This window comes from Pseudomonas sp. MAG002Y (assembly GCF_019400845.1).
Taxonomy (GTDB): domain Bacteria; phylum Pseudomonadota; class Gammaproteobacteria; order Pseudomonadales; family Pseudomonadaceae; genus Chryseomonas; species Chryseomonas luteola.
On sequence record NZ_WOEJ01000006.1, the window covers coordinates 38,580 to 61,636 of the forward strand.

Annotated in this window: 24 protein-coding genes; 4 read left to right on the forward strand and 20 right to left on the reverse strand. The window is 57.0% G+C overall.

Going from position 1 to position 23,057, the window contains the following annotated elements; genetic code table 11:
- The 6 genes from GM154_RS10160 to GM154_RS10185 all read right to left on the reverse strand — a co-directional run bounded on the left by GM154_RS10160 (position 1) and on the right by GM154_RS10185 (position 5,709).
- Positions 1 to 1,308, reverse strand: a complete 1,308-nt coding sequence (locus GM154_RS10160) for an MFS transporter (RefSeq protein WP_219652152.1) — start codon at positions 1,306 to 1,308, stop codon at positions 1 to 3.
- A gap of 47 nt (positions 1,309 to 1,355) precedes the next feature.
- Positions 1,356 to 1,748, reverse strand: a complete 393-nt coding sequence (locus tag GM154_RS10165) for a 5-carboxymethyl-2-hydroxymuconate Delta-isomerase (RefSeq protein ID WP_219652153.1) — start codon at positions 1,746 to 1,748, stop codon at positions 1,356 to 1,358.
- Positions 1,749 to 1,815: 67 nt separating this feature from the next.
- Entirely contained in the window at positions 1,816 to 2,673 is an 858-nt protein-coding gene (gene hpaD, locus GM154_RS10170; protein ID WP_219652154.1) for a 3,4-dihydroxyphenylacetate 2,3-dioxygenase, read from the reverse strand.
- 133 nt (positions 2,674 to 2,806) lie between these two features.
- Complete coding sequence (hpaE, locus tag GM154_RS10175) at positions 2,807 to 4,267, reverse strand: 5-carboxymethyl-2-hydroxymuconate semialdehyde dehydrogenase (RefSeq protein WP_074826051.1); 1,461 nt, start codon at positions 4,265 to 4,267, stop codon at positions 2,807 to 2,809.
- 1 nt (position 4,268) lies between these two features.
- Positions 4,269 to 5,042, reverse strand: coding sequence for a fumarylacetoacetate hydrolase family protein (locus tag GM154_RS10180; protein WP_010799028.1), 774 nt, complete (start codon positions 5,040 to 5,042; stop codon positions 4,269 to 4,271).
- A gap of 10 nt (positions 5,043 to 5,052) precedes the next feature.
- Positions 5,053 to 5,709: a fumarylacetoacetate hydrolase family protein gene (locus tag GM154_RS10185; RefSeq protein ID WP_219652155.1), complete on the reverse strand. Its 657-nt coding sequence runs from the start codon at positions 5,707 to 5,709 to the stop codon at positions 5,053 to 5,055.
- A gap of 151 nt (positions 5,710 to 5,860) precedes the next feature.
- Here GM154_RS10185 and hpaA point away from each other — a divergent pair, with 151 nt between their 5' ends.
- The gene (hpaA, locus tag GM154_RS10190; RefSeq protein ID WP_074826045.1) at positions 5,861 to 6,793 is read left to right on the forward strand and encodes a 4-hydroxyphenylacetate catabolism regulatory protein HpaA; all 933 of its coding nucleotides are present in this window, start codon (positions 5,861 to 5,863) and stop codon (positions 6,791 to 6,793) included.
- A 47-nt stretch (positions 6,794 to 6,840) separates the two neighbouring features.
- Here hpaA and hpaC read toward each other — a convergent pair whose 3' ends face one another.
- Both hpaC and hpaB read right to left on the reverse strand, forming a co-directional pair.
- A complete protein-coding gene (hpaC, locus tag GM154_RS10195; RefSeq protein ID WP_074826042.1) occupies positions 6,841 to 7,353 on the reverse strand; it encodes a 4-hydroxyphenylacetate 3-monooxygenase, reductase component in 513 nt (170 codons plus the stop codon).
- Positions 7,354 to 7,407: 54 nt separating this feature from the next.
- Positions 7,408 to 8,970, reverse strand: a complete 1,563-nt coding sequence (gene hpaB / locus GM154_RS10200; protein WP_010799032.1) for a 4-hydroxyphenylacetate 3-monooxygenase, oxygenase component — start codon at positions 8,968 to 8,970, stop codon at positions 7,408 to 7,410.
- 176 nt (positions 8,971 to 9,146) lie between these two features.
- Here hpaB and GM154_RS10205 point away from each other — a divergent pair, with 176 nt between their 5' ends.
- Positions 9,147 to 9,830 carry an SDR family oxidoreductase gene (locus GM154_RS10205; protein WP_074826039.1) on the forward strand — a complete coding sequence of 228 codons (684 nt, stop codon included), beginning with the start codon at positions 9,147 to 9,149 and terminating at the stop codon, positions 9,828 to 9,830.
- A gap of 61 nt (positions 9,831 to 9,891) precedes the next feature.
- Here GM154_RS10205 and GM154_RS10210 read toward each other — a convergent pair whose 3' ends face one another.
- The 11 genes from GM154_RS10210 to GM154_RS10260 all read right to left on the reverse strand — a co-directional run bounded on the left by GM154_RS10210 (position 9,892) and on the right by GM154_RS10260 (position 20,579).
- Positions 9,892 to 11,334, reverse strand: a complete 1,443-nt coding sequence (locus GM154_RS10210; protein ID WP_219652156.1) for an amidase — start codon at positions 11,332 to 11,334, stop codon at positions 9,892 to 9,894.
- Between the two features lie 24 nt (positions 11,335 to 11,358).
- Positions 11,359 to 12,579 carry an MFS transporter gene (locus GM154_RS10215; protein WP_219652157.1) on the reverse strand — a complete coding sequence of 407 codons (1,221 nt, stop codon included), beginning with the start codon at positions 12,577 to 12,579 and terminating at the stop codon, positions 11,359 to 11,361.
- Positions 12,580 to 12,588: 9 nt separating this feature from the next.
- The gene (locus tag GM154_RS10220; protein WP_074826032.1) at positions 12,589 to 13,518 is read right to left on the reverse strand and encodes a transporter; all 930 of its coding nucleotides are present in this window, start codon (positions 13,516 to 13,518) and stop codon (positions 12,589 to 12,591) included.
- A 53-nt stretch (positions 13,519 to 13,571) separates the two neighbouring features.
- Positions 13,572 to 14,576, reverse strand: coding sequence for a helix-turn-helix domain-containing protein (locus GM154_RS10225; protein ID WP_074826029.1), 1,005 nt, complete (start codon positions 14,574 to 14,576; stop codon positions 13,572 to 13,574).
- 112 nt (positions 14,577 to 14,688) lie between these two features.
- On the reverse strand, positions 14,689 to 15,489 hold the full coding sequence (locus GM154_RS10230; RefSeq protein WP_219652158.1) for an SDR family oxidoreductase: 801 nt from the start codon (positions 15,487 to 15,489) through the stop codon (positions 14,689 to 14,691).
- Positions 15,490 to 15,576: 87 nt separating this feature from the next.
- On the reverse strand, positions 15,577 to 16,362 hold the full coding sequence (locus tag GM154_RS10235; RefSeq protein ID WP_019366252.1) for an SDR family NAD(P)-dependent oxidoreductase: 786 nt from the start codon (positions 16,360 to 16,362) through the stop codon (positions 15,577 to 15,579).
- Positions 16,355 to 17,194 carry a MoaF C-terminal domain-containing protein gene (locus GM154_RS10240; RefSeq protein WP_219652159.1) on the reverse strand — a complete coding sequence of 280 codons (840 nt, stop codon included), beginning with the start codon at positions 17,192 to 17,194 and terminating at the stop codon, positions 16,355 to 16,357. The genes GM154_RS10235 and GM154_RS10240 overlap by 8 nt, the downstream gene beginning before the upstream one ends.
- A gap of 91 nt (positions 17,195 to 17,285) precedes the next feature.
- The gene (locus GM154_RS10245) at positions 17,286 to 17,951 is read right to left on the reverse strand and encodes a LuxR C-terminal-related transcriptional regulator (protein WP_083397910.1); all 666 of its coding nucleotides are present in this window, start codon (positions 17,949 to 17,951) and stop codon (positions 17,286 to 17,288) included.
- A gap of 25 nt (positions 17,952 to 17,976) precedes the next feature.
- The gene (locus tag GM154_RS10250; protein WP_074826021.1) at positions 17,977 to 18,342 is read right to left on the reverse strand and encodes a cupin domain-containing protein; all 366 of its coding nucleotides are present in this window, start codon (positions 18,340 to 18,342) and stop codon (positions 17,977 to 17,979) included.
- A gap of 27 nt (positions 18,343 to 18,369) precedes the next feature.
- On the reverse strand, positions 18,370 to 19,668 hold the full coding sequence (locus GM154_RS10255) for an FAD-binding oxidoreductase (RefSeq protein WP_019366256.1): 1,299 nt from the start codon (positions 19,666 to 19,668) through the stop codon (positions 18,370 to 18,372).
- Positions 19,669 to 20,330: 662 nt separating this feature from the next.
- A complete protein-coding gene (locus tag GM154_RS10260) occupies positions 20,331 to 20,579 on the reverse strand; it encodes a hypothetical protein (RefSeq protein WP_010799045.1) in 249 nt (82 codons plus the stop codon).
- Positions 20,580 to 20,852: 273 nt separating this feature from the next.
- Between GM154_RS10260 and GM154_RS10265 the strand changes: the two genes are divergently transcribed.
- Complete coding sequence (locus GM154_RS10265; protein ID WP_197871702.1) at positions 20,853 to 21,266, forward strand: hypothetical protein; 414 nt, start codon at positions 20,853 to 20,855, stop codon at positions 21,264 to 21,266.
- A gap of 17 nt (positions 21,267 to 21,283) precedes the next feature.
- On the opposite strand, the gene GM154_RS10270 is transcribed toward GM154_RS10265, so the two are convergent.
- Positions 21,284 to 21,433 carry a hypothetical protein gene (locus GM154_RS10270; RefSeq protein WP_010799047.1) on the reverse strand — a complete coding sequence of 50 codons (150 nt, stop codon included), beginning with the start codon at positions 21,431 to 21,433 and terminating at the stop codon, positions 21,284 to 21,286.
- A gap of 290 nt (positions 21,434 to 21,723) precedes the next feature.
- Between GM154_RS10270 and GM154_RS10275 the strand changes: the two genes are divergently transcribed.
- The gene (locus tag GM154_RS10275) at positions 21,724 to 21,915 is read left to right on the forward strand and encodes a hypothetical protein (protein ID WP_010799048.1); all 192 of its coding nucleotides are present in this window, start codon (positions 21,724 to 21,726) and stop codon (positions 21,913 to 21,915) included.
- Positions 21,916 to 23,057 lie beyond the last annotated feature (1,142 nt).

The window sequence follows — 23,057 nt, forward strand, 5'->3', positions numbered from 1 at the left end:
CTAGTTTCCTTGTGGATTGACGATGGCGGCAGGGGTGCGCAATACCAAAAAGGCACCGACAGCGATGAGCGCCGCCAGAACATAGAGCGCCAGGCTGGCGCTTTGTGTGGTATCGCGCATCCAGCCAATGAAGTAGGGAGCGAGGAATGACGCCACGCTGCCAAAGGAGCTGATCATGGCAATGCCGGCCGCCTGTGTGCCTGACGATAGAAACGCCGGGGGCAGCTGCCAGAACATGGGCAGCGCGGAGCTTGCGCCCATGCCTGCGATGAACAGGCCCAGCATGACGAGGGTTGTGTTTTGAGGTGCCAGCCCGGCGATGGCGATACCGGCCGCACCCATGAGGAGGGGGACGCAAAGGTGCCAGCGGCGTTCGCGGTGGCGATCGGAGGAGCGGCCTGCAGCGATCATGAAGAAGCAGCCTGCCAGATAAGGGATGGCACTGAGCATGCCGACGTTGCTGTCTTGACCGATGCCAGCGCCGTGAATGAGAGCTGGCATCCAGAAGGCAAGGGTATTGACGGCCAACATGACGGCAAAATAAATCGCCACGAGCAACCACACCTGTCCGTTGCGAACAATGCCTGAAAAGGAGGTAATCGTTTTGCGCTGCTCCTCTCCCGCCAGCGCATCACGGAGTTGACGCTTTTGGGTAGGCTCAAGCCAGCTGACGCTCTCGAAGCTGTCCGGCAGGGCCTTGAGGACGACCAACCCAAGCAACACCACTGGCAGACCTTCCAACATGAACATCCACTGCCACCCCCGCAGACCACCGCTGTCCTTGAACAGCTCCAGAATCCAGCCGGACAGGGGGCCGCCGATGACTCCTGCCATAGGGACGGCAATGGCAAACAGTGCAGTGACCGACGCCCGCCGATGGGCTGGAAACCAGCGGTTGAGATAAACCAGGATGCCAGGGAAAAAACCCGCTTCCGCCACGCCTAACAGAAAGCGCAGGGTATAAAAGCCGGTGGCGGACTCGATGAACATCATGCCGGTGGACAGGATGCCCCAGACCACCATCAGCGTGGCAATCCAGCGGCGCGGCCCCACACGGTCCAGCATCAGGTTGCTGGGTACGCCAAACAGGGCATAGGCAATAAAGAACAGGCCTGCGCCAAATCCATACACGGTATCGCTGAAGTGCAGGTCGCTGCTCATTTGCAGCTTGGCGAAGCCGATATTGATGCGATCGAGATGAGCGAAGACATAGCAGACCAGCAGCAATGGCATCAGTCGCCAAGTGATGTGCCGGTAAGTTGCATCATTTTTTTCCGAAACCGAAAGCGTATCGATTGCCTGTGCCATGGTGGGTGCCTTTTATTGTTGTTGTAAGGACGCAAACGGAGCGCTGCCTAACCGGCCTGCTCGCTCAGAAAGGCATGGATGTTGTTGTGCTTGTAATTGAGTTCGGCCGAGAGTTCGGTCATCTCGAACGACAGTGCCAGCAGGCGTCTGCTCTGAAGCTCGGCGAAGTGATGCTTGATCACCTCGAACAATGCATCAGCTACTTGACGCCTTGTCTCCAGGTCGCGGCCAGCACCTACCTTCAGCGTCATATGAACGAACGCATAGTCATGTTTTTCATCAGCCATGCGGAACGTATCCATGCGGATCGCGCGGCTACGAATACCGCCTAGGGGGAAAACACCACTGTTGCCGAGACAGGCGTGGACTTTTTCAAACAAACCCGGCAGGTCTGCGTCATGTTCAAGATTGGCTGAATATTCGGCAATAAAGTGGGGCATGGTTTTTACTCCAGCGGACGTGCATCCTCCAGGAGCCTGTGCGGACCCTGGAGGCTGCTAACACCAGTCAAACAGGAAAGATGGCGTTGATCTGGCCGGTGCCCGAGCTTCCGAACGGCTCGGTCACGATTTCGACGGGTTTGTCGTACTCAGCGCCACCCAGCAGGCCCAGCAACATGGCGGTATCGTGCATCTTGCCTTCGCCATAGCAGTGCTCGGCGTAGTCTGGAAGCATGGCGCAGAACTCTTTGAAGCGACCTTGCCGCCACAACTCCACCACATGCAGGTCGACCTGCTTGTCGAATTCGCGGGTCCACTTGTGGATATTCGCCTCGGCGACCCGATCGTCCGAGAACCGGTGGGAGAGTGATCCGGATGCCAGTACCAGTACCTTGCGGTCGCTTTTTTCAATGGCGCGACGAACCGCAGCACCAAAGGCAAAGCTGTCTTCCAGCCGATGCCAGGCGCACCAGGCGGCAATGGAAATGACCTTGAGCTTTTGGCTGTCCGGTACGCCCATGTGCATGTAGCGCATGGGAACGAGTGTTCCGTATTCAAGCTCCAGGCTAGGGATGTTATGGGCCATGGTGCGGATCCCCGCGGCATTGGCTTCCCCACCGATCAGGGCTCCCAGCTCGGGATCGCCCGGATATTGATACGCCATGTCCTTGATGAAGTGCGGCAGCTCGTTACTGGTGTAGATCCCTTCGAACTGCCGCCCGCAATTGATGTGGTAACCACTGTTGACCATCCAGTGAACATCGAACACGACGGCCGTGTCGGCGCCCAGGTCGCGGGCGCGCTGACCGATGAGCTTGTGACCGGCGATGGCTGCCTCGCGGCAACCCTGGTGCTTTCCGGGCAGTTCAGACAGATACATGGATGGAACATGTGTAATCTTGGCTGCAAGGACGACTTCGCCCATGACAGTTCTCCTTGTTAGCCCCGAACAGAAGATCAGGGCGCTGTGTTGTAACTGCTTGGTCGTGATAAGCCCGAAAACCCGGGTGCTTGCCTGCCGATACCGCTAGCAGGCGCTGGCCCTGGGGCGGGAGTGGTTACACACCCCAGCGCGGGATGTGGTGACTGCCCATGGAGATGCACACGTTCTTCACCTCCGTGAACACCTCGAAGCTGTACTCGCCTCCTTCACGGCCGGTACCAGAGCCTTTCACGCCACCGAATGGCTGGCGCAGGTCCCGTACGTTCTGGCTGTTAATGAACACCATGCCGGCCTCGATGCCACGGGCCAGACGGTGCGCCTTGCCGATGTCCTGGGTCCAGATATAGGACGCAAGGCCGTATTCGGTATCATTGGCCAGGCGCAGGGCTTCGGCCTCATCCTTGAATTTGATGAGGCAGACGACAGGACCGAAAATCTCTTCCTGAGCGATACGCATCCTGTTGTCGACGTTGGCAAATACGGTGGGCTGGATGAACTGCCCCTTTGTCAGATGGGCGGGCAGGTTCGCTGGACGCTCCAGACCACCTGCCATGAGCGTGGCGCCTTCTTCCAGGCCGATCTTGATGTAGCCTGTGACCTTGTTGTAATGAGCCTGGGTAATCATCGAGCCGACCTGGGTCTTTGGATCTTGCGGATCACCCACGATCAGGCGCTTGGCGCGTGCAGCGAACTCCTCGACAAACTGGTCGTAAACCGTTTCCTGGATGAAGATACGGCTGCCCGCCGTGCAACGTTCACCGTTGAGCGAGAAGATGGTGAAGAGAGCGGCGTCCAGCGCACGGCCTAGATCGGCATCATCAAAGATGAGCACAGGCGATTTGCCGCCCAACTCCATGGAATACTTCTTGAGTCCCGCCGTTTCCATGATTTTTCGGCCGGTAGCGGTGCCGCCAGTGAATGAGATGGCCCGCACGTCCGGGTGACGAACCAGGGCGTCTCCAGCTGTGGCGCCATAGCCCTGCACGACGTTCAATACGCCTGGCGGAATGCCTGCTTCCAAGGCCAGACGGCCTAGTTCGTTGGCCGTAAGGGGCGACAGCTCGGACATTTTCAACACGGCGGTATTGCCCAGTGCCAGACACGGCGCCGTTTTCCATGTCGCTGTCATGAACGGTACGTTCCAGGGTGAAACCAGGCCGCAGACCCCTACCGGCTGGTGCAGGGTATAGTTCAGCATCTGGTCATCGACCGGATAGGTATGCCCATCCATCCGTGTGCAGACTTCAGCAAAGAAGTCGAAGTTATGGGAGGCTCGGGGTATGAGTACGTTCTTGGTCTGATGAATTGGAAGCCCTGTATCCAGAGTTTCCAGCTCGGCCAGATTGGGCACGTTCTTGTCGATCAGCTCGCCTAACCTGCGCATCAGCTTGGCCCGTTCCTTGGCCGGGGTGTTGGCCCACTTGGGGAAAGCTTCCTTGGCAGCCGCCACGGCTTGGGCGACCTCCTCGGCGCCGCCGCTGGCCACTTCGCCCAGTGCCTCGCCGGTCGCCGGGTTGTAATTGGTGAACGTTTCCTTGCTCTCGACCTCACGGCCGTTGATCCAGTGCTTGATCATTTCAGACCTCTTTGGCAGCTGCGGCGAAGAAAGCTTCTTCGCTGACGATGGTATTGACGAGGCGACCGACGCCTTCCACTTCCACGACGACTTCATCTCCAGGCACCACATCGGCAAGGCCCTCCGGCGTGCCGGTGGCGATCATGTCGCCGGGCTGCAGGGTCATGAAACTCGAAAAGTATTCGATCAGGTAGGGGATATCGAAGATCATGTCCGCCGTGGTGCCTTCCTGCTTCAGCTCACCGTTGATCCAGGTGCGCAGGCGCAGGTTGGACGGGTCTGGCACATCGGCGGTGTCGACGATCCAGGGACCGATCGGTGTGGTGCAGTCGCGGTTTTTCACCCGCAGGTTGGGGCGGTAGTAGTTCTCGAGGTAGTCGCGGATCGCGTAGTCATTGCACACGGTATAGCCAGCCAGATAGTCCAGAGCGTCCGCGCGCTTTACATGACGTGCCGGTTTGCCAATGACAGCCACCAGCTCACACTCGTAGTGCATGTACTTGACGTTGTCAGGCCGCCAGGTGATCTGCCTGTGTCCGGTATAGGTGTTGGGCGATTTGATAAAGGCCAGTGGCTCGGTGGGTGCTTTGAAAGCCAGCTCTGCCGCGTGGTCCGCATAATTGAGGCCCAGGGCAAACATGCTGCCTGTGGCGGGCGGCAGCCATTCCACCTGGTCTTCCAATAGCCGTTCGCCACTGGGCAGACGTACTGCATGGTCATCGTCGACGGTAACGGTATGGATCTCACCCTGATAGCGAATACGTGCATGTTTCATGGGGTGCTCCTTATTCCGCAACTACGGTATTGATGAGGCGGCCGATGCGGTCGATCTCGACCTCTACGCGATCACCCGGCGTGACATCGACGCGGCCCTCAGGCGTACCGGTGATCAGCACGTCGCCTTCGTTCAACGTCATGAACTCGCTCAGCTCGGCGATCAGCTGAGGGAGGGTGCGTACCCAGTTAGCCGTCGTGTTTTCCTGGCGCAGCGTGCCGTTTACATAGAGCTTGAGGGTGAGCAGATTCGGGTCGCTCACGGCCTCTGCCGGCACCAGCTCAGGACCTATGGAACAGAATCCGTCCCGGCATTTGGCCTTCACCGCAGGCCGGTAGTAGCTCTCTTCCGGCAGGCTGAATTCGTTGACGACGGTATACCCCGCCACGTAGGCCATGGCCTGGTCTTCAGTTACCCGGCTGGCCCGTTTGCCAATCACTACTCCCAGGGCTGGGCCTGCCTGCAGACGCTCCCCCTGGGGCATGATGACGGGCTGCTGGTGCCCGTTACGGGTGTTGGGCGTCTTGATGAACAGGACCGGTTTCAGTGGGGGCTGTTGGTAAGGCGGTTCGTGAAACTCTTCAAGTCGGCTGCGCAAAAGGCCTTGGAAATTCAGGGCGACGCCGAACAGTGTTCCATTGGCAGATTCGCTAAGTGATCGCGACATGGCGCTCTCCCTTGTTATTGGTGTGGAAACAGGGCATGCCTGTTTGGGAGTAAATAGTTAATGTGTTAACTTTATATTTAATATGTTAACTAAGGTCAAGTGTTACCTGAGTTCGCGTATGCTTGGTTCAACAACAAAAAGAATGATGTTCATGAAAAGTCTTGCGTCCGTGTCTATCCAGCCGATCCCCAACATCAACATCGGTCAGGTCTACGACCAGCGTTATGCCGATGCCGAGGTGCATTACGATGCGCTAGGCAGACTGGCGGAGTTCTTCGGGCGCAACATGCGTGCCCACCGGCATGACCGGTTCTTTCAGGTGCATTACGTGAAGACCGGCAAGGTTCGGGTGTACCTGGATGACCGGCAGTACCAGGAGCAGGGCCCTATGTTCTTCATCACACCGCCTCCGGTCCCCCATGCCTTTGTGACGGAGGAGGGCAGCGACGGACATGTCCTGACGGTTCGCCAACAGCTGGTATGGTCGCTATTGCAGGAGGTGCCTGATCTCTGGACCGCGTCGGGATTCCTGCCGATCTGTGTAGGCCTGGCCAGCCTGGAGGCTGAGTTTCGCGAAGAGGCCGAGCGGCTGGCCTCGTTGTTTGAGTTGCTAAGGCTGGAGGCGGGTACATCTCGTCCTGGCCAGGCCTGTGGCCTGATAGCCCTGACTCGCCTGATCTTTATCAGCATGCTTCGTCTCTCTCCAAAATCAATCGCGGCACAGCCTGTGCGGCAGGATGACCTGCAGTTGTTTCGGCGCTTCAATGAACTCATCGAAGCGCACTACACCGAGCATTGGCCGTTGTCCCGATACGCTGATCAGTTGGGCCTGACGGAATCGCGGCTGAACGACATCTGCCGACGTACCGCAGACATTCCCTCGAAACGGCTCGTCCATGACCGCCTTATGCAAGAGGCCAAGCGGCTGTTGGTGTTCACAGGTAGTTCCGCCAACGAAATATGCTTTCGCCTGGGCTTCAAGGATCCGGCCTACTTCAGTCGCTTCTTTACGCGCCAGGCAGGCATTACACCCAGCGACTATCGGCTCAGCCGTCGCGCCAGCACTCTGGCAATCGAGTCGTAATCCCTAAAAAAGCCGCGCCACATATGACGCGGCAAGGGGGCGACCGGTCAGGCAGCGCTGTGCTCGCGTTGCAGTCGATGAAAATTACGGCTGAAATACACCAGGCTGTCGCATCGCTCGCGGGTACAGATTTCATCGAGCTCTACGAGAAGCACCGAGTGGGTGCCGACTTCCTGGGTATCGGTAATCCTTCCCTGCAGGCTGGCCAGGGCATCGTCAAGAATCGGAACGCCCTCGCGGCCCTCCTTCCAGGCGTGACGCTTGAAGCGCTCATCCATGTCGATACCAGTCATCCCGGCAAAATGACGGGCCACTTCTTCATGTTCGCCCGCCAGGACATTCACGCACAGCCGCCCGTTCTGCTTGAAGACACTATTCATGGCACTGTTGCGGTTGATGCACACCATAACGGTGGGCGGCGTGTCCGTGACCGAGCAGACGGCAGTGGCCGTAATGCCACAGCGTCCACCAGGGCCATTGGTGGTCAGGACATTCACGGCGGCGGACAGCGACGCCATGGCATTGCGAAAGGCTTGTTGGGTTGGACTGAGTTGGGTCATGACCTCTACCTCCACGGGGCGCCGGATCAGCGATTCGGCGACAGCATTGCAGGATTACTGGCGAATACGGTCCAGCATGTTGATATCGTCCGGATTGGTCAGGTGCGGAACGGTCCAACCGTTTAGGTCGTAGTCCGACAGGCACTTCTCTACCATATCAGTCATGCTCTTCATCGCACCGGTTCCTTGTGCATGGCGCAGCGCCTGCATGCGGATCTCGTCCTGGCTCCCGGCATAGTTGATTTCGTACAGCTCATGGCGTCCGCCAAATTCCGTGCCGATGGCATCCCAAAGCAGCTTCAGGATCTTGATACGTTCCTCATGGCCCATACCGCCGGACCCGCGACAATAGGTACTCAGGTATTTGTTCAGCGTCGGGTCCTTGAGATCGCGCGATCCGGTCGGCAGGTAGATCAAGCCGCTGGCCACGACCTGCTCAATGATCTTCTTGATCTCCGGATAGGCTTGTGGCGCCAGCACACGGTAGGCTTGCAAGGCTTGAGCGCTGGGTAGCCAGGCGCCGTTTTTCCACTCGGAAGCATTACCGTACATGGCGTCAGTAAGTGACCAGAAAAGGTTACGCCATGCGACCACTTCGCCCATTTGTGCCTGCACGCCGCGGAACTCCAGCGAGCCGGTGCATTGCAGTGCCTTGAACAGTGCACCGGTGATGAAGTCCAGTTTGACGGCCAGACGGGTACAGCCTTGCATGGGGAACAGTCGACCAAAGCCGCCTTGTGGAAACCATTGCTTGCAGCGATCGAAATCTCGATAGATCAGAATGTTCTCCCATGGGATGAACACCCGATCCATGATAAGGATGGCGTCGTTCTCGTCGAAGCGGCTCGACAACGGATAGTCAAATGGAGAACCCGTCATCCCGGCCACCAGCTCATAGGAGGGACGGCAGATCAGCTTCATGCCCTTGGTATTCATCGGGGCGATAAACATCAAGGCGAAATCTGTGTTGTCTCCGAGCAGCTGCGCAGAGCCTTGCCCCACGAAGTTATAGTGTGTCAGGGCCGAGTTGGTCGCCACGACTTTCGCGCCGCTGACGATGATGCCACCGTCAACTTCTTCATCCACGGAGATGAATACGTCCTTTACCTGATCGACCGGCTTGTCGCGATCAATGGGCGGATTGACGATAGCATGGTTGAGGTAGAGGCACGCTTCCTGGATACGCTTGTACCAGGTGCGGGCATTCTGCTCGAATTTGCCATAGAACTCGGCGTTGGCGCCCAGTGCGCTGCCAAAGGCGGCCTTATAGTCCGGTGTGCGGCCCATCCAGCCATAGGTCAGACGCGACCACTCGGCGATGGCATCACGCTGTTCGCGCAGTTCATCAGCGTTACGGGCGAAGCGAAAGAACTTGTGTGTATAGCCGCCGTTGCCCGTGTCGGTTTCCCAGCAGAGCGTTTCTCTGGTTTCGGGATCATGGAGGGCGTCGTACAGCTTGGCCATAGAGGCCGCGGCGTTACGGAAGGCCGGATGGGTAGTGACATCCTTGACGCGATCGCCATAGATGTAGATTTCACGATCATCACGCAGGCTGGCCAAGTATTCTTCGCCCGTCAGTGGACGGTTTTTCTCGGCACGATAATCTTCGGGCATCATGAGGGCATGTCTCCGTATCATTGTTCTTATGCAGGTAATGCGTAACGCTTGGAAGAGATCATGAGCCTGCCGCCGCGGCGGAAGAATGGCTTTTCCAGACAACCGCTTGTACTTTTCATGGAGCGATTTCATCTGCCATTTCAGGCTGATGAATCTCGCCAGGGGAGCTGAACGAAATGAATGTATTGATCGTGGGTGCGTCACGGGGTATCGGATTGGCGCTGGTTACGCAGTACCTGGAACGCGGTGCGCAAGTCTTTGCGCTGGTTCGTCGGTCTGATAACGAAGCCTTGCAACAATTGAGCGCGACTTACGGCGATCGGCTGGTGCTGCTGTCCGGCGATATGACGGACCCGACACTAATTCCTTCTCTCAAGAAGCAATTGCAGAACACAACGCTGGATCGTCTGATCGTCAACGCAGGGATTTATGGACCTGATCACCAGGATGTCATGGCAATCAATACCGAAGAGATTGCAGAGTTGTTCTCGACAAATACAGTTGCGCCGCTGCGTATTGTCGAAGGGTTAAGCCATTGCATCGCAGACGGCGGTGTGGTGGCGTGTATGAGTTCCCAGATGGGAAGTGTCACGCTTGATCGTGCCGCAGATATGCCGTTGTATGGAGCCAGCAAGGCGGCCCTGAACAGCCTGCTCAGGAGCTGGGCATCCTCGCATACCCCGTTGTCGTTCAGTGTGCTGGCGTTACACCCGGGGTGGGTTCAGACCGACATGGGCGGCCACTCGGCACCACTGACCACAACCGAAAGCGCTAAGGGTCTGATTGCCGTCATCGAGCAGCAGGCGGGTCGCTGCCAGTGTGATTTTGTCAGCTACCAGGGCGAGTCGCTGCCCTGGTAGGTTGAGGCACGTTAGTACGGAAATAAGGCACAGGACCTGCTCCGTCCTGTGCCTCGTACTTTTATGCACAGACCAGTGGCTTGCGGTTCGCCCAGGGTTGGGCGCGTTCGAGTTGTGCCCCCAGCGCAAGCAGGGTGTGCTCCTCACCAAAGCGTGCCGCAAAATGCGAGCCGAGTGGCAGTCCATTCTCTGTCCAGTAGAGCGGAACGGACATGGCCGGTTGGCCGGACGCATTGAACAGCGCCGTGAAGGGTGAATAGCTATGGAAGGCTTCGATTACTTCGGCCAGGCTGAGGCTGGGGTCAAAGGCGTCCAGGTCACCGATCAGGGGTGGTTCTCGAGTCAGGGTTGGCGTCAGGATCAGATCATGGTCAATCAGGAAGTAGGCCAGCTGCCTTCCCAGCGCATGGATGCTTTCTACCGCGGCGGCATAACGTGCGGCCGGAATATTACCCCGCTCGCGTAGAATGATGCGCGTACGGGGGTCCAACTCTTCGTCTCCTACGGACTGCCCTCTCAGCTGGCCGACCATATCCAGAAAGTTTCGAGTGCTTGGGCCAATGATATTGAAGAGATGGTCCAGAAGTCCCGGCAGATTGACGGGTAGCGTGGCAAGCTCCACATGATGGCCGAGCTGCTCGCACAGCCGTGCAGTATGACGTACCGCCGTCAACGCTTCCGGACTTGTTGGCCACGGCCCCAGTTGCTCGATCACCGCGATACGAAGCGGTGCGAGATCAGCCGAGACGGCCTGGACGAACGGCATCGCTTGAGCCGGCGCTGCGTAGGGCGCACCCAGGTCCGCCCCAGCGGTGGCGTCCAGCAGAAGGGCGCTGTCGCGTACGGATAACGTAATGGCATGGGGCGTCCCCATTCCGGCCCACCCTTCGCCTACCAGCGGACCGGAAGGCAACCGACCTCGGGTGGGTTTCAGACCGAAGACCCCGCAACAGGATGCCGGGACACGCAGTGAGCCGCCCCCATCGTTACCATGAGCAAACGGGATGGCACGGGCAGCGACCAGGGCGGCAGCACCACCGCTGGACCCGCCGGCACTGCGTTCCGTATTCCAGGGATTTCGGGTGGCGCCGAAACGGGTCGACTCGGTGGTGTAGGAGGTTCCGAATTCCGGTGACGTGGTGGTGCCTGCAAACACACAGCCCGCGCGACGCAGACGGGCAACCACTTCACAATCAAGATCAGCGCGTGCCTCACCCATGACGCGCGAGCCCTGTGTCATGCGGGCGCCCTGGACAGGGGAGAAGAGGTCCTTGATGAGGGTCGGAACACCGGCCAGTACGCCTTGTCGGGCTTCCGGTCGTTGTGCCATCTGCCGGGCCACGTCATAGCACCGCTCGCTGATGGCGTTGAGTTGCGGGTTCACCCGGTCGAGCCGCTGGATCGCCGCGTCGAGCAATTCGATTGGCGTCACTTCACCTTGCCGTACGAGCAGGCTCAGGGCTGTGGCATCCAGGGTGTCCAGCAGGTGGTCGATGTCATTCATAAACGGAGCTCCTTGTAACTGAATTCAGGGATGGGTGGAGCGGGCCGGGCTGGTGATTCCACGGCGCAGGAAGCTGAGCAGCGCCCACACAAGCGCGGTGATGGCGCTGGCGATGGCAAGCAGGCCAATGGCATGGTGCAGATCACCGGTTTGGCCAAGCAGAGCAATGACGATCAGTGGGCTTGAGAACTGGCCCAGGTACAGGCAGGCGGTGAAGATACCGAGTCCCCGGCCACGGGCGGTCGCGCTCAGGGCATTCATCACCGGTGCCATGGAATTGGGAACCAGCATGCCGGCGCCCAGACCGTGAATCGTCACGGCGAGCAGAACCTGGTAATAGGTGTGGGCGGTAATGAGTAGCCACAGTCCGCTGGCCATGAGCAGTAGCAGCAGCACATTGCACCCCGCGAGCCCTACACGTCGACGAACGAAGGGCCAGAGCAGCGAGCCTCCCAGTGAAGTGAGAAGCCCCAGCCCTGCGCACAGCCCGATCAGCGTACTGGACGTAACCCCCAGCCCGACCAGCAGGGTGGGGCTTTGGACTGGGACGATGAAACTCAGCACCATGCCAAAGAACACCAATAGATAGTTGATGATTAGCGGCGGAAGGGAGGACTGCCCAGGCTCGGTTGAATGCATTGCCCAGGCATGATGAACCTCGGGCTCCCAGAGCAGCTTGAGCATGGCCGGGACAAGCAGGAGGGGAAGCAGGTACAGCAGAAACGGTGTTCGCCAGGAGTGTTCCCCTAGTGCGCCGCCGATGGCAAAGAAGATCGAGCCTACCAGACCAATCGTGATGACTTGCCCGTTTACGTAGCGCATGCGTTGTTCGCCATGCCAGTAATCGGCGATGAGCGTGACGCAGCAAGTCATGACTGCCGCCTCGGCACAGCCAAAGAGCAGTCGCAGACCAACAATTCCTTTCAGGCTGTCCAAAAATGCAGGTGTGGCGCCGCAAAGTGCATAGACCAGTGTCGCCAGAATCAGCAGACGTTTGCGTCCGAGCCGGTCGGCCAGCCAACCGGCCAGCGGTGCGCAAAGCGCAATGGCCAGTGCCGGCCCCGTAATGGCCAGTGGTATGAGAACGCCCGTCTGGGGCTCTACCGGCCCGAATTCTGCGGCAATCTTGGGTAGAACCGGCGCGACCATCACGGAGCCCATGATTGTCAGGCTGCTACCAAGCATGAGGACAGCGCCCTGCGCGCGACCAGCAGCGTACCGGCCTTCTAGATAGGACTGGGACATGGTAATTCCTCAGAAGCTGTGGGAAAAACGCACGGCGACGGCATAACCCTCGGTACGGTTACGGGCGTCGAACTCCTTGTAAGCATGCACCCAGACAGGTGGCAGCCCCGGCTGGAAAAAGCTCACTGCAGGTCCGATGGCCAGTACCCGGGCGCGGTTGCCGTAGGTAAGGTTGGGTGCGTCATCGTCGCTGAGCTGGCGGTAGTAGTAACCGCCAATACCGGCTGTCCAAGGCCCGAAATGCTGGCCCACTGCGAACTCGTGGCGGTACTCAGTTCCGCTCTTGTAATCCGTAGAATGGTTACGGGTGTTCACGTCCAGCTCGAAGCTGGATGACACCTCGAATCCTGAATCACTGATATAGGTGGCGTTGACGATAGGTGAAAACGTCCAGTGGTTGAGGCCGGGGCTGACCAGACGGTTCTTGTCGTAATCGCCGGTGGGTGCTTGAATCTGGAACTGCGCGTTGATACCAAGGTTACGTGAGGGCGTCCATTGTAGAATCAGTGGCAACACCTGCAGGTCCGCCTGCCGGAATACGTGAGTGCTGTCCGAAAAGACGGTGGTGCCGCCCACCTTGACCTTGAGATCAGCGTCCATGTCAAAAAAAGGCGCGATCACACCAAACCCGTACTTTGCACCCAGCAGTTCGGTATCGGTCATGCGGATATAAGCCAGGCCGAGTGAGAGGACGCCAAGGGAAAAATCAGTCCCGTTGTCTCGGCCGTGGCGGTCTTTGACAGTATTGGCCCAGTAGTAGTTGGTACGCAGGCCAACGGTGCCTGTTGGCGACGGTGGCGGTGTGAACCCGGCGCCAAAATCATAGACACCAAAGGCTGTTGTAGGGGCTCCGCCTTCAGTCGCCTGGACGGGATGAGTCAGAAATAAAGTGGCTAACAATACGGAGCTAATTGTTGTGATCTTGTATGCTTCGTACATCGAAACCTCTCCCTTTGTTTTTTCTTAGGGTGGGGGAGGTCAAGCGAGGGTTGTTATCCGGATTTGGCAAAACTGGTCATATAGTCTTCACGAACACGGCGTAAAGTGGCGGATGGTTTTTCGCCAAACAATTTGGCGTAGTCGTTGGCAAAGCGGCTCAGGTGCCAAAAGCCCCATTGGGCTGCTACGTCCTGCACCGAAACCGTGCCGTCACTGTGACAAAGCGCACGGTGCGCCGCATTCAGGCGCAGCGTACGCAGATAAGTGGTCGGGTTGACGCCCAACGCCTCCTGAAAACAGTACTGCAGTTTGCGTCGGCTGGCGCCGATGCGGTTACAGAGTTCCAAAATCGAAGGCGGCGTTTCCTGACACGAAAGCGCATACTCGCGGGCTCGGTCTACCATCCGCTTGCGGGCTGTGGGAGTCAGTGCCGGAACCTCTTCGCCAGCATCGAGCAGATCCAGAAGGTGCAACAGAACGGTTTCCCGGATACCGTTTCGGATAGCCTCGTGCCTCAAGAGGCCTTGACTCTGGCTTTGCGTATTTGCGATGTCGTCAAGCAACCTGACGAACTCGCTGTAACGCTGATGGGGGCGGAGACGGTAACACTTCGGCAAGTCGTCAAGTGTGAACGGGCTCTGTTGCTGCTCTAGTATGGGAAGCAGCTCGGCCTCTGCAACGGTGATGCATAGCAGGTCGAGATTGGCAGGCGTCTGCAACTCTGGCAGGTGAGCGCCGCGGGCGACCAACAGGCTGGCTTCTCTCAACGAGTGTCCGGCGCAATGAAGCTCGCACGCTTCGTTGAGGGGCAGGCTGAATGCAATCGCACCTGACCATGCCGAGCCGTTCTTGCGCAATGCCTGATTGCACCGATCGCGGGTCAGATGCATCCAGTCCAGCTGGATATCGATCAGTTCGCCCTCGAAGCGTCCAGACGAGACCTGGTCATAATGCAATGCCCAGCCTGTCATGGCGTGGGAGTGCTCCGATACGTCCTGAGTATGGGTGTGATGCATTCGAGCCTTTACCGGTAACGCAGCCTTGATGTCTTGGTGCATTTTGGAAACCTTTCTGCTCGTTAAAGGCCTTTCCTGCGTACTGAGGCAAGTTCTGTTCCTCAACGTACCATTCAGATGTAGATGTGCCAAAAATGGCTATTTGGTAGCGCGTTCACACCAGGGCCATCTTGGATTCAGGCAGCGTCATGCCACCGTCAACGACCAGCGTCTGCCCTGTAATGAACGAGGCGGCCTCTGAGGCCAGAAACAGCATCGCACTGGCAATGTCGGACGGCTGACCAAGACGCCCGAGCGGGATACTGGCCCTGATCTGTCGGGTGACGTCGCTGTCGCCCAAGTTGTCCATGGCAGGTGTCTGGATCATCCCCGGCTCGATGCCATTCACCCGAACGTTATGAGGTGCCAGTTCCAGGGCGGCATTACGAACGAATCCGTTCACGCCGGCCTTGGCCGCCGCGTAATGGCAGAGCCCGGGATAGGCTACCCGAGGGCCTGTCACCGAGGACGTAACCAGCACGCAGCCTTTGCCCTGTAGCCGGAACAGTGGCAATGCCTGCTGCGTTAGCCAGAACAGGGATGACAGATTGACGGCCAGGGTACGTTCCAGCACTTCAGGTGTAATATCGGCGAACGGAGTTAGTGGAAAGTAGCCGGCGTTGTGTACCAGGACATCCAGCCGGCCGCAGGTCTGTTTGACGGTTTCCATGAGTGTCCTGATCTGATCGCGCTCGGCCAGGTCTACCGGATGGGTGGTCACGTGTCTTCCTTCCTTTTGCAATCCCTGCGCGACCGCTGCTGCGTTTTCCGCATTGAGGTCGGCAATGACGACCTGTGCGCCAGCCCCGGCAAAGTGCTCGACAATTCCTCGCCCGATGCCTTGGCCGCCCCCGGTGACGAGAACGACCTTGCCGGTAAAGTCGTGTATCGATCCTGCTGATGTCTGATCCTGCATCATCCTGCTCCTGCGGTTATGTCGAATGAAAGTAGGCCCGCCACTGGGCCTGTGTTTACGTTGGCTGTTGCGCTGGCGTGGCTGGCCTTACAGGTGCTCGTAGGCAAGCGTGGGCACATCGACGATGCTGGATCCACCGTCCGCCACGATTGAAGCGCCTGTGATGATCGAGGCTTCAGGAGAAAGCAGAAACCGGCAGACTTCAGCGATCTCCGCTGATGTGGCGGGGCGGCGAAGAGGGACATCGCGGGTTACCCGGCTATACGCCGCCTCAAGACTTTCGCCGTAATGCTGCATCAGCGGCTGCATCTCTTCGTCGGCCATCGGCGTTTTCACCCAACCTGGGCAGACCGCATTGACGCGGACGCCGGCAGGGCCATAATCCTTGGCGAGCGAACGGGTCAGGCCGATCAAAGCATGTTTGGCTGTGGTATAGCTGCAGACTCCCGCCCCAGCAGCCAGCGAGGCGATTGAGCCTAGCAGCACGACTGCACCCCGCTGCTCGATCAATGAGGGCAGGCACGCCCTGACGCTGTAGAAAGCGGTGTCCAGATTGCTTTGCATTGCTTGCTGCCATCGGGTATCGCTGGTCTCGAGTGCAGTGCCCTGGCCCAGACCGCCCGCTGACGCCACAAGGCCATCGATTCTGCCGAAGCGCTCGATGATCCGAGGGATGAACGTCTCCCAATCCGCACTGCTGGCCGCATTACCCGTCAGTACCAGCCCATCTGTACGAGCGGCTACCTCCTCCAGCGGTTCCCGACGGCGACCAATGAGTACAAGCTGGGCGCCTTCATCGGCAAGGCGATAGGCGCACGCCTCACCGATACCGCTACCGGCCCCGGTGATTACGTAGGTTTTCACCTCATTCATGGCCTGGGTACTCGGTTGTGTTGAGGATTCTGCTGAATGAGCCAACCGGGAAGTTCGACCACTGCCCTAGATCATCACCCGTATGGCCGCAGATCTTTCCGTCGCTGCGGTGTTGCTTCAGGTCGATCAGCACCAGCCCGAGCGTAGGAATGATCTTTTCCCGCCATACGAACAGATAGAGCTCGTTCTCCAGCTTGAAATAATGGCAGCGGTCCGTATCGGCCAGCCCACGTTCAACGCCACTCAGGCAATGCCAGCTGTAGAGGTTTTCGTTGAGATAGATGTGTTCATAAACCTCATGAGGACTGTAGGCGTAGCAGTTGCGGATGCCGACCAGTTCGTGGGTCGGCTGATGTGGGTGATTCGCTTCCGACGGTGATGTACCTGAATAAAGGCCCTGTATCGTCCCATGAGTGAACTGCGCCGAGACTGGCGTCAGATCCTGGCCCGACAAGGCACACTTGAACAGATCGCTGCGCTGATCATCTTGCGTTGGGAGCTGCCCGTAGACCCGCGTGAAAACGCCTTGCTTCACGTCCAGCACGAGGCTGATCGAGGCAGTGGAGGTGTCGGTCTGCTGAAGGAAGTCGATCAGGTAGATCCCTTCCCGGATGGAAGTGACACGAGAGGCCGCCTCGTGAGATATCGAGTGGTCTGCTGAGGACCAGCCAACCGCATTTTGGCTGAAGCGGTAGGTAACGGATTCGCCGGACGGGCCGTCGAGCACTAGCGTCCTGCCGTTGAGGTCGTTCGAGACAGGCAACGTGTAGTTGTCGAGGTTGAAGCCATCGGCCAGTGCGCCTACGGTGATCCAGTCCTGTTGTTGGGTCATGTCATACACTCCGTTTGATAGGTGAGGTCATCATCCACTAGCGGCTTGGCGCCCGGTATCAACCAGATGGTTGAGGTCGCCAGGAGAACGCTCACAGAAACAGGTGCCGGATCAATTCAGTGCGGTTCGTGACGTTGAACTTGCGATACAGGTTATTCAGGTGCGTTTTAACGGTCGGCAGCCCCATATCCAGATGCCGCGCAAGCGCCTTGTTGCTCAGGCCGTCCTTGAGTGCCAACGCAATGTCCTGCTCTCGAGGCGTCAGGCCGGTCAGGCGGGCTGTCTCGCCAGGTTCATGGATGAAGGCCAACGGCAGCGTAAGCTCCAGCAGACTTTGCAGGCCTGTCAGCCGCTCTATCTCTTCGGCTGTAAATGCGCCTAGTGCCCGTGTGCGCAGAAGCGAGATACCAAATGCCGGCCGTCCGGCCTGATAGGTCAGGATTTCGATGACATCGCAAATGGAGTAGGTATCGAGAAAGGTGGCGTATCGGCGCGAGCGATGTGCTTCTTGCCGAGTCGCTGCCACGCTGAGGGGAACGACTGCCAATCCCAGTTCGTGACAGCAGATGGGCCGCAGCGGATCAAATTCGCGGTAGACGTCCAGGTAGCACTGATGTACCTGAGGCGTCATAGTCAGCAGCTCGTAGTGGTGAGCCTCAAGCTGCTGATTTACCTGATAGAGCACGGCAGAGGAAGCCGGTACGATTCGCGTTACCGCCTGTAGGCATCGCTGTTTGCCTTCAGTGGCCGGCATCATGACGAAGGTCTGCCTGGGCTCTGATTTATGCAGCCGCGAGGTAGTGTTTGACAAACCCATCACTGACGACTTCCCACAGGACAGGTGTGCCCTTGGTGACAGACCAGCTGTCTCCGGTCTTGTAATGGGTACTTTTGCCCGTGGATTCGTCAGTCAGGATGACCTCACCATAAACAACCGTTGCCTGCTCATTGAACGGGTACACCATTCGGAACTTGCTTTTAGTGGTACCAAAATAAGCAGAGCTGACCGGATCGGTCGGCGCACCAAAGGTCATCTTGCCAAAGCACTTGCCGTCGCCTTCCAGGATTTCCGAACCCAGATCCGCCACGGTGCCCCAGGCTTCAAGATCGGTCAGTGCGGTGCCTTGTTTAACAGTGAATAACGACATGAAATGGTCCTTTTCGTTGGGGAAATATCAGCGGCGGCCTGTCATGTAGCCGGCGCTCTGATGCATGATCTTGCCCAGGCTGCAGATAACCGGGCGGAAATGGTCCTTGCCTATGATATTGCTATGGCGAACCGAGCTGATCAGGTCGTAGCGGGCAGAACCCTCGCTCATGCCCTCAGCCAGAACCTTGCAAATAATGTGGCTTGGCGTTACGCCGAAGCCTGAATAGCCCTGTACGTAGAACGCATTGGGCCGGCCGGACAAGGTGCCGATCTGTGGAAACAAGTTGGCACCGCATGCCATCGGGCCACCCCAGGCCAGATCGATCTTCACGTCCTTGAGGTATGGGAAGATCTTGAGCATCAGGTTGCGGTTCCAGGCCTTCAGGTCTTTGGGGATATAGTCGAGATAAGGCGTAGCAGCGCCAAATAGCAACCGGTTCTCGGCCGTAACGCGGTAATAGTCAATGACCGGGCGGATATCGCTGTAGGCCCCACGGATCGGGCTGATGCGTTCGATCAATTCATCCGAGAGCGGCTCGGTCATGATCTGGAACGCATAGGTGTTGATCGTTTTGGTATGGAGTTCCGGCTCCAGCTTGTTGAGGAAGCTGTCGCATGCCCAAAGCAGCTTGCTTGCCCTGACAGAGCCCTGCCCGGTGCGCACAGTGATCCGCTCACCATACTCAACGGCAAGGGCAGGGCTGTGCTCGAAGATCTTGACGCCATAGCTGGCTAGCGCCTTGGCCTCGCCCAATAGCAGGTTAAGTGAGTGAACATGACCGCCGCCCATGTGCAACAGGGCGCTGGTGTAGGCTTCCGATCCAATGATGCGGCGGACTTCCGAGCCTGTCAGCAAGGCAATCTCATGGCCGGAGTTCAGTGATTTGAATTCTTTTTCCCAGGTGCGTAGTGTCTTTTCCTGGCGTGCGTTAAAGCCCATATAGCCGTAGCCATGATGGAAGTCCGCATCGATATTGTATTTCTGAATCCGGCCCTTGATGATGTCAGCGCCTTTGTCACTGATCTCGAAAATAGTCTTGAGGCCGTCTTCACCTACTTGGTTCTTGATCTTGTCCAGGTCATGACCAATACCCGCCATGATCTGTCCGCCATTACGGCCCGTGCCGCCAAAGCCCAGGTAACGACCTTCGAGCACCACGATATTGGTGATGCCTTTCTCGGCTAGCTCAAGAGCGGTATTGATTCCTGAAAAGCCGCCTCCGATCACAACGACGTCGGCTTCGATGTCCGCATCGAGCGTTGGGAAGCTCAGATTGTATTTCTTGGTAGCGGTGTAATAGGTAGGCGTTTCTATTGTAATCATGGGACTGCCTGGACGAACGAAAATAAAAGTGACCGTTTGAGCCACGCTAGCAAGCTCATGCCTCTATTAATGCAGCGTTCGGGTGGCAAGAATTGTTCCTGGCTGCCATGGGACTTGATCCTCGCTGCCGACCCGCGTTGACAGCATCCAAATCGTCCGCAACGACGTGATGTTGTGCAGCGGGCTCATCTACTAATGTGTAGCGTGACGTACCGTTTTGCGTCTTACTGCCGAGCCGCCATACCAAGCAGGCATCACTTATGTGGAGGCTACGGGTTTAATCGGGCGAAAGGGGAGGGGTAGCATTTGCAGGTACATTATGCGTGCGAGGCTGGAGCGCAGCAGACGGATCGTCCTGACGAATCGATACGTATATCGCGCACCCGTGGGACTTACGGCCCGCTCCCTCAAAAGGCGCTGGGAGTACCGCTCAGACGCCAGGCACCCCCTAGTTAGCTGCAAGCCGTTTAAGAAACGTCGCCGTTAGGCCTCCTGCACAAACACATCTCCAAGCCTTATTGTAATTTGTTTGATAATACCAGCCCATAAAAAAGCTTTCTTTTTCAGCCACCTATTGGGTAATAGACAAAGCAAGACAGGCAACCGAAAGGGTGGTACGCGTCGCGTATCAGGGAATCGGCCTGCGTTCGGGCAAAATAGCGTTAAAAGAGTTGGTAGCTAACCGTCCAGTCGCACGTCGGGGTCTCCACGGCAACGACCATCAACCGATCACGGCCTTGGCCGTCTGGTTTGCTTGCAGAAAACAGGGTAGACAGGCGATTTCCATACACCGAGCCTTTATCGAGGCGCCAGGAGCGACCATAGCTTTCAACGCTTTGCAGGCACTCCAGTATCAGCCGGCCGGCCGGCTCCTTTAAAAGCTCGTACGTATTGCTAATAAAGTGACTCATACCTTGTTTGCTCCCTTTCAGTTCACTTCACCACCCGAACCCAAACTGCTCCCTGATACAACAGGCAGACCTTATCGCTAGACATGATCACATCGTGAAAATTTCGTGAAAAAAATGTAAATAGATTATTGGCTGGCTGCAAAGCACGGCGTACAGTCTGGATACGGAAATGCCAGAGTTCGTTGATATGGATCAGCCTTTTCCACGCGGCTACCCAGGTGCGCTTGATCAAAGTGCTGCAACGACACGCCTATCCCTTATATGAGCCCACCCATGAGTATCCAGCCTGCGCCATTGAAGCCCGAGAATCCGGACCAGCCGACCCTTTACAGTCGCACCGCTCAATCGGACATCGAAGTCTTCAGGTTTGAGCAAGACGCAATTATGGTTGTGCGCCGTTCCGGCTCAGAAGCGTCTGAATCCACAGGTGAGGTTGATACTGCCGCGCTGCAGGCTCTGCTGGTTTCGCAGGAGATAAATGTCTCGCGAGCTTTTCTGCTTTGTCAGAAACACCCAGGCAGCTGGGCCTGTTATGACTATCGATGCGGTGAACTCTCAGCGGTCCGATTGCTGGAACAGGATGGTCTTAGCATATTGGCTTACATTTGTGATGAGTTGGAACTCAACGAGTATCCACGGGAGCTGGTGGATCAGATGTGCCGGAGCGAGGCGGGCAAGGTATCGTGACAACTACAGGCGATACCTCAGTTAAGTTCGAGTATGCCCTCACGAACAATCAATAGCGCCAATCCTATCAACGCTAATCCTTCAAGCTGAAGCATAGGGTCCAGCGGGTCGAATGCCAGGCAACCTGCACCGCTCAGGCAGAGTAATGTACCCAGAGCAAACAGCATTGCGGTTATCCTCCGTGATCATTATCAAGATCTGCTTTTACATTACGTAGTCATTTTACCCTAAGCCGTACGCCTTTTCAGTGGGTCGTCAAGTGATTCGCAAACAAGGACGAAACGGCGCTGCAAGGATTGACAGGCGTTAAATCAAAAATGGTTACCTGAATTTGTGGGTAGCGTGCTCTGGCTGGGACTGGGTGACAGGCCAGCCACTGCTTTCAACGCTCGTGTACTGTATGGGTCTGATGAAAACTTTATAGTCACGGTGTTCAGAGATTTTTAAGGAGCCAGTCATGACGTTTGCGCGGCTTTGTCGTAGCGCGGTTGTCGTTGCGTTGATTCTTTATGGGGTTCAAGGTGTACGAGAAGGTTTCAATCCCCTTCACTGGTCCTCTCGAGACGTATTCGTCCTGCTGAGTGCATGGGCGATTTATCTAGTCATCCTGGTGGGTGAATCATGGCGTCGAGGACGGCATCAGCGATAAGCCTGTGCAACAAAAGAGAAGTCCGTCACAGGTGTGTGTACTTAACTGCTATCAGGTCGACAAGCGGTCTGTGACTTGGTGAACTTGTGGAGGCAATTTGACACTTATATGCCAGCATTGCGTGCCATCTCGCAATGCTCCTTAATGGTCAAATAGCAAAACGCAGGTGATGTGATGCTGGCGCGAGTAGTTGCTCTTTTGGTGTGCATGGCCACAGGATTGATAGTAGCAGACTGGCTGGGACTGATAAGCAGGGTTTCGGCGCTTACACTGTCTGGTACCCTCAGCGTTGTAACGATGCTTTTTGCGTTAACAATTTCCGCACTCTACATCTATACCCGCCTGGATTGATTTCGTTCCATCAGGTTGCCTAGCGCTGGATAACCGGCAACGTGCTCAGAACTATTCATTGACTGAACGATACTGCAAATAGCACAAAGGGAGCCTAAGCTCCCTCTCAACCATGCTGCACGATGCCTTTTGTTTTTCTTGTATGGCCCTAAGCAACCCCTAGATGCTTCGGATGCATTATGTTGTCTTTAAGTGAACGGATTACTTTAGACACTTCACAAGTTCTAAAATGATCAGTTCGCTTCGCCACTTTCAATCTTGTTTTTGTTGTTTTGAAGTGATCTGTTTTATTTGTTGTTCTTGTTATACCAAGAATAAAGCAGGTGCCGTGCCAACTTTAAAAAATCGTTATTAATCAGTGGCTTGAAGGGTTGGCCTGTTTTGGTGTTCCGATGCTGTTCCTGATTTCGTTACGCATTGACCCAGCACTGTCACCATGACGTAACAGGATTGTTACGAAGGGCTTATGAGGCAGTTACCGGCAGGCTCAAACACATTGGGTCTTCAACAGCTCAAGCCCGAACGCCTTCTTCTCTTAGCCACTGATTGATCATTGCATGCGTTTTCGGCGCAGGCGTGATTAAGCATAGAGGGCTTCCGCTGGAGCCTGGACGATGTTGATGCAGGCACACAGCTCCATCGTAACGAACGAACCCCCGGGAGCGGATAAGGGTATCAATCGCCTGATGGCTATTGTTAACGTCTTATCATCAATCATGTGCCTGTCTGAATGCCATTATGCAGCGCACTAACGCGACGGTCGCTTGTCCCACCCCCTAATGAGCTCGTTG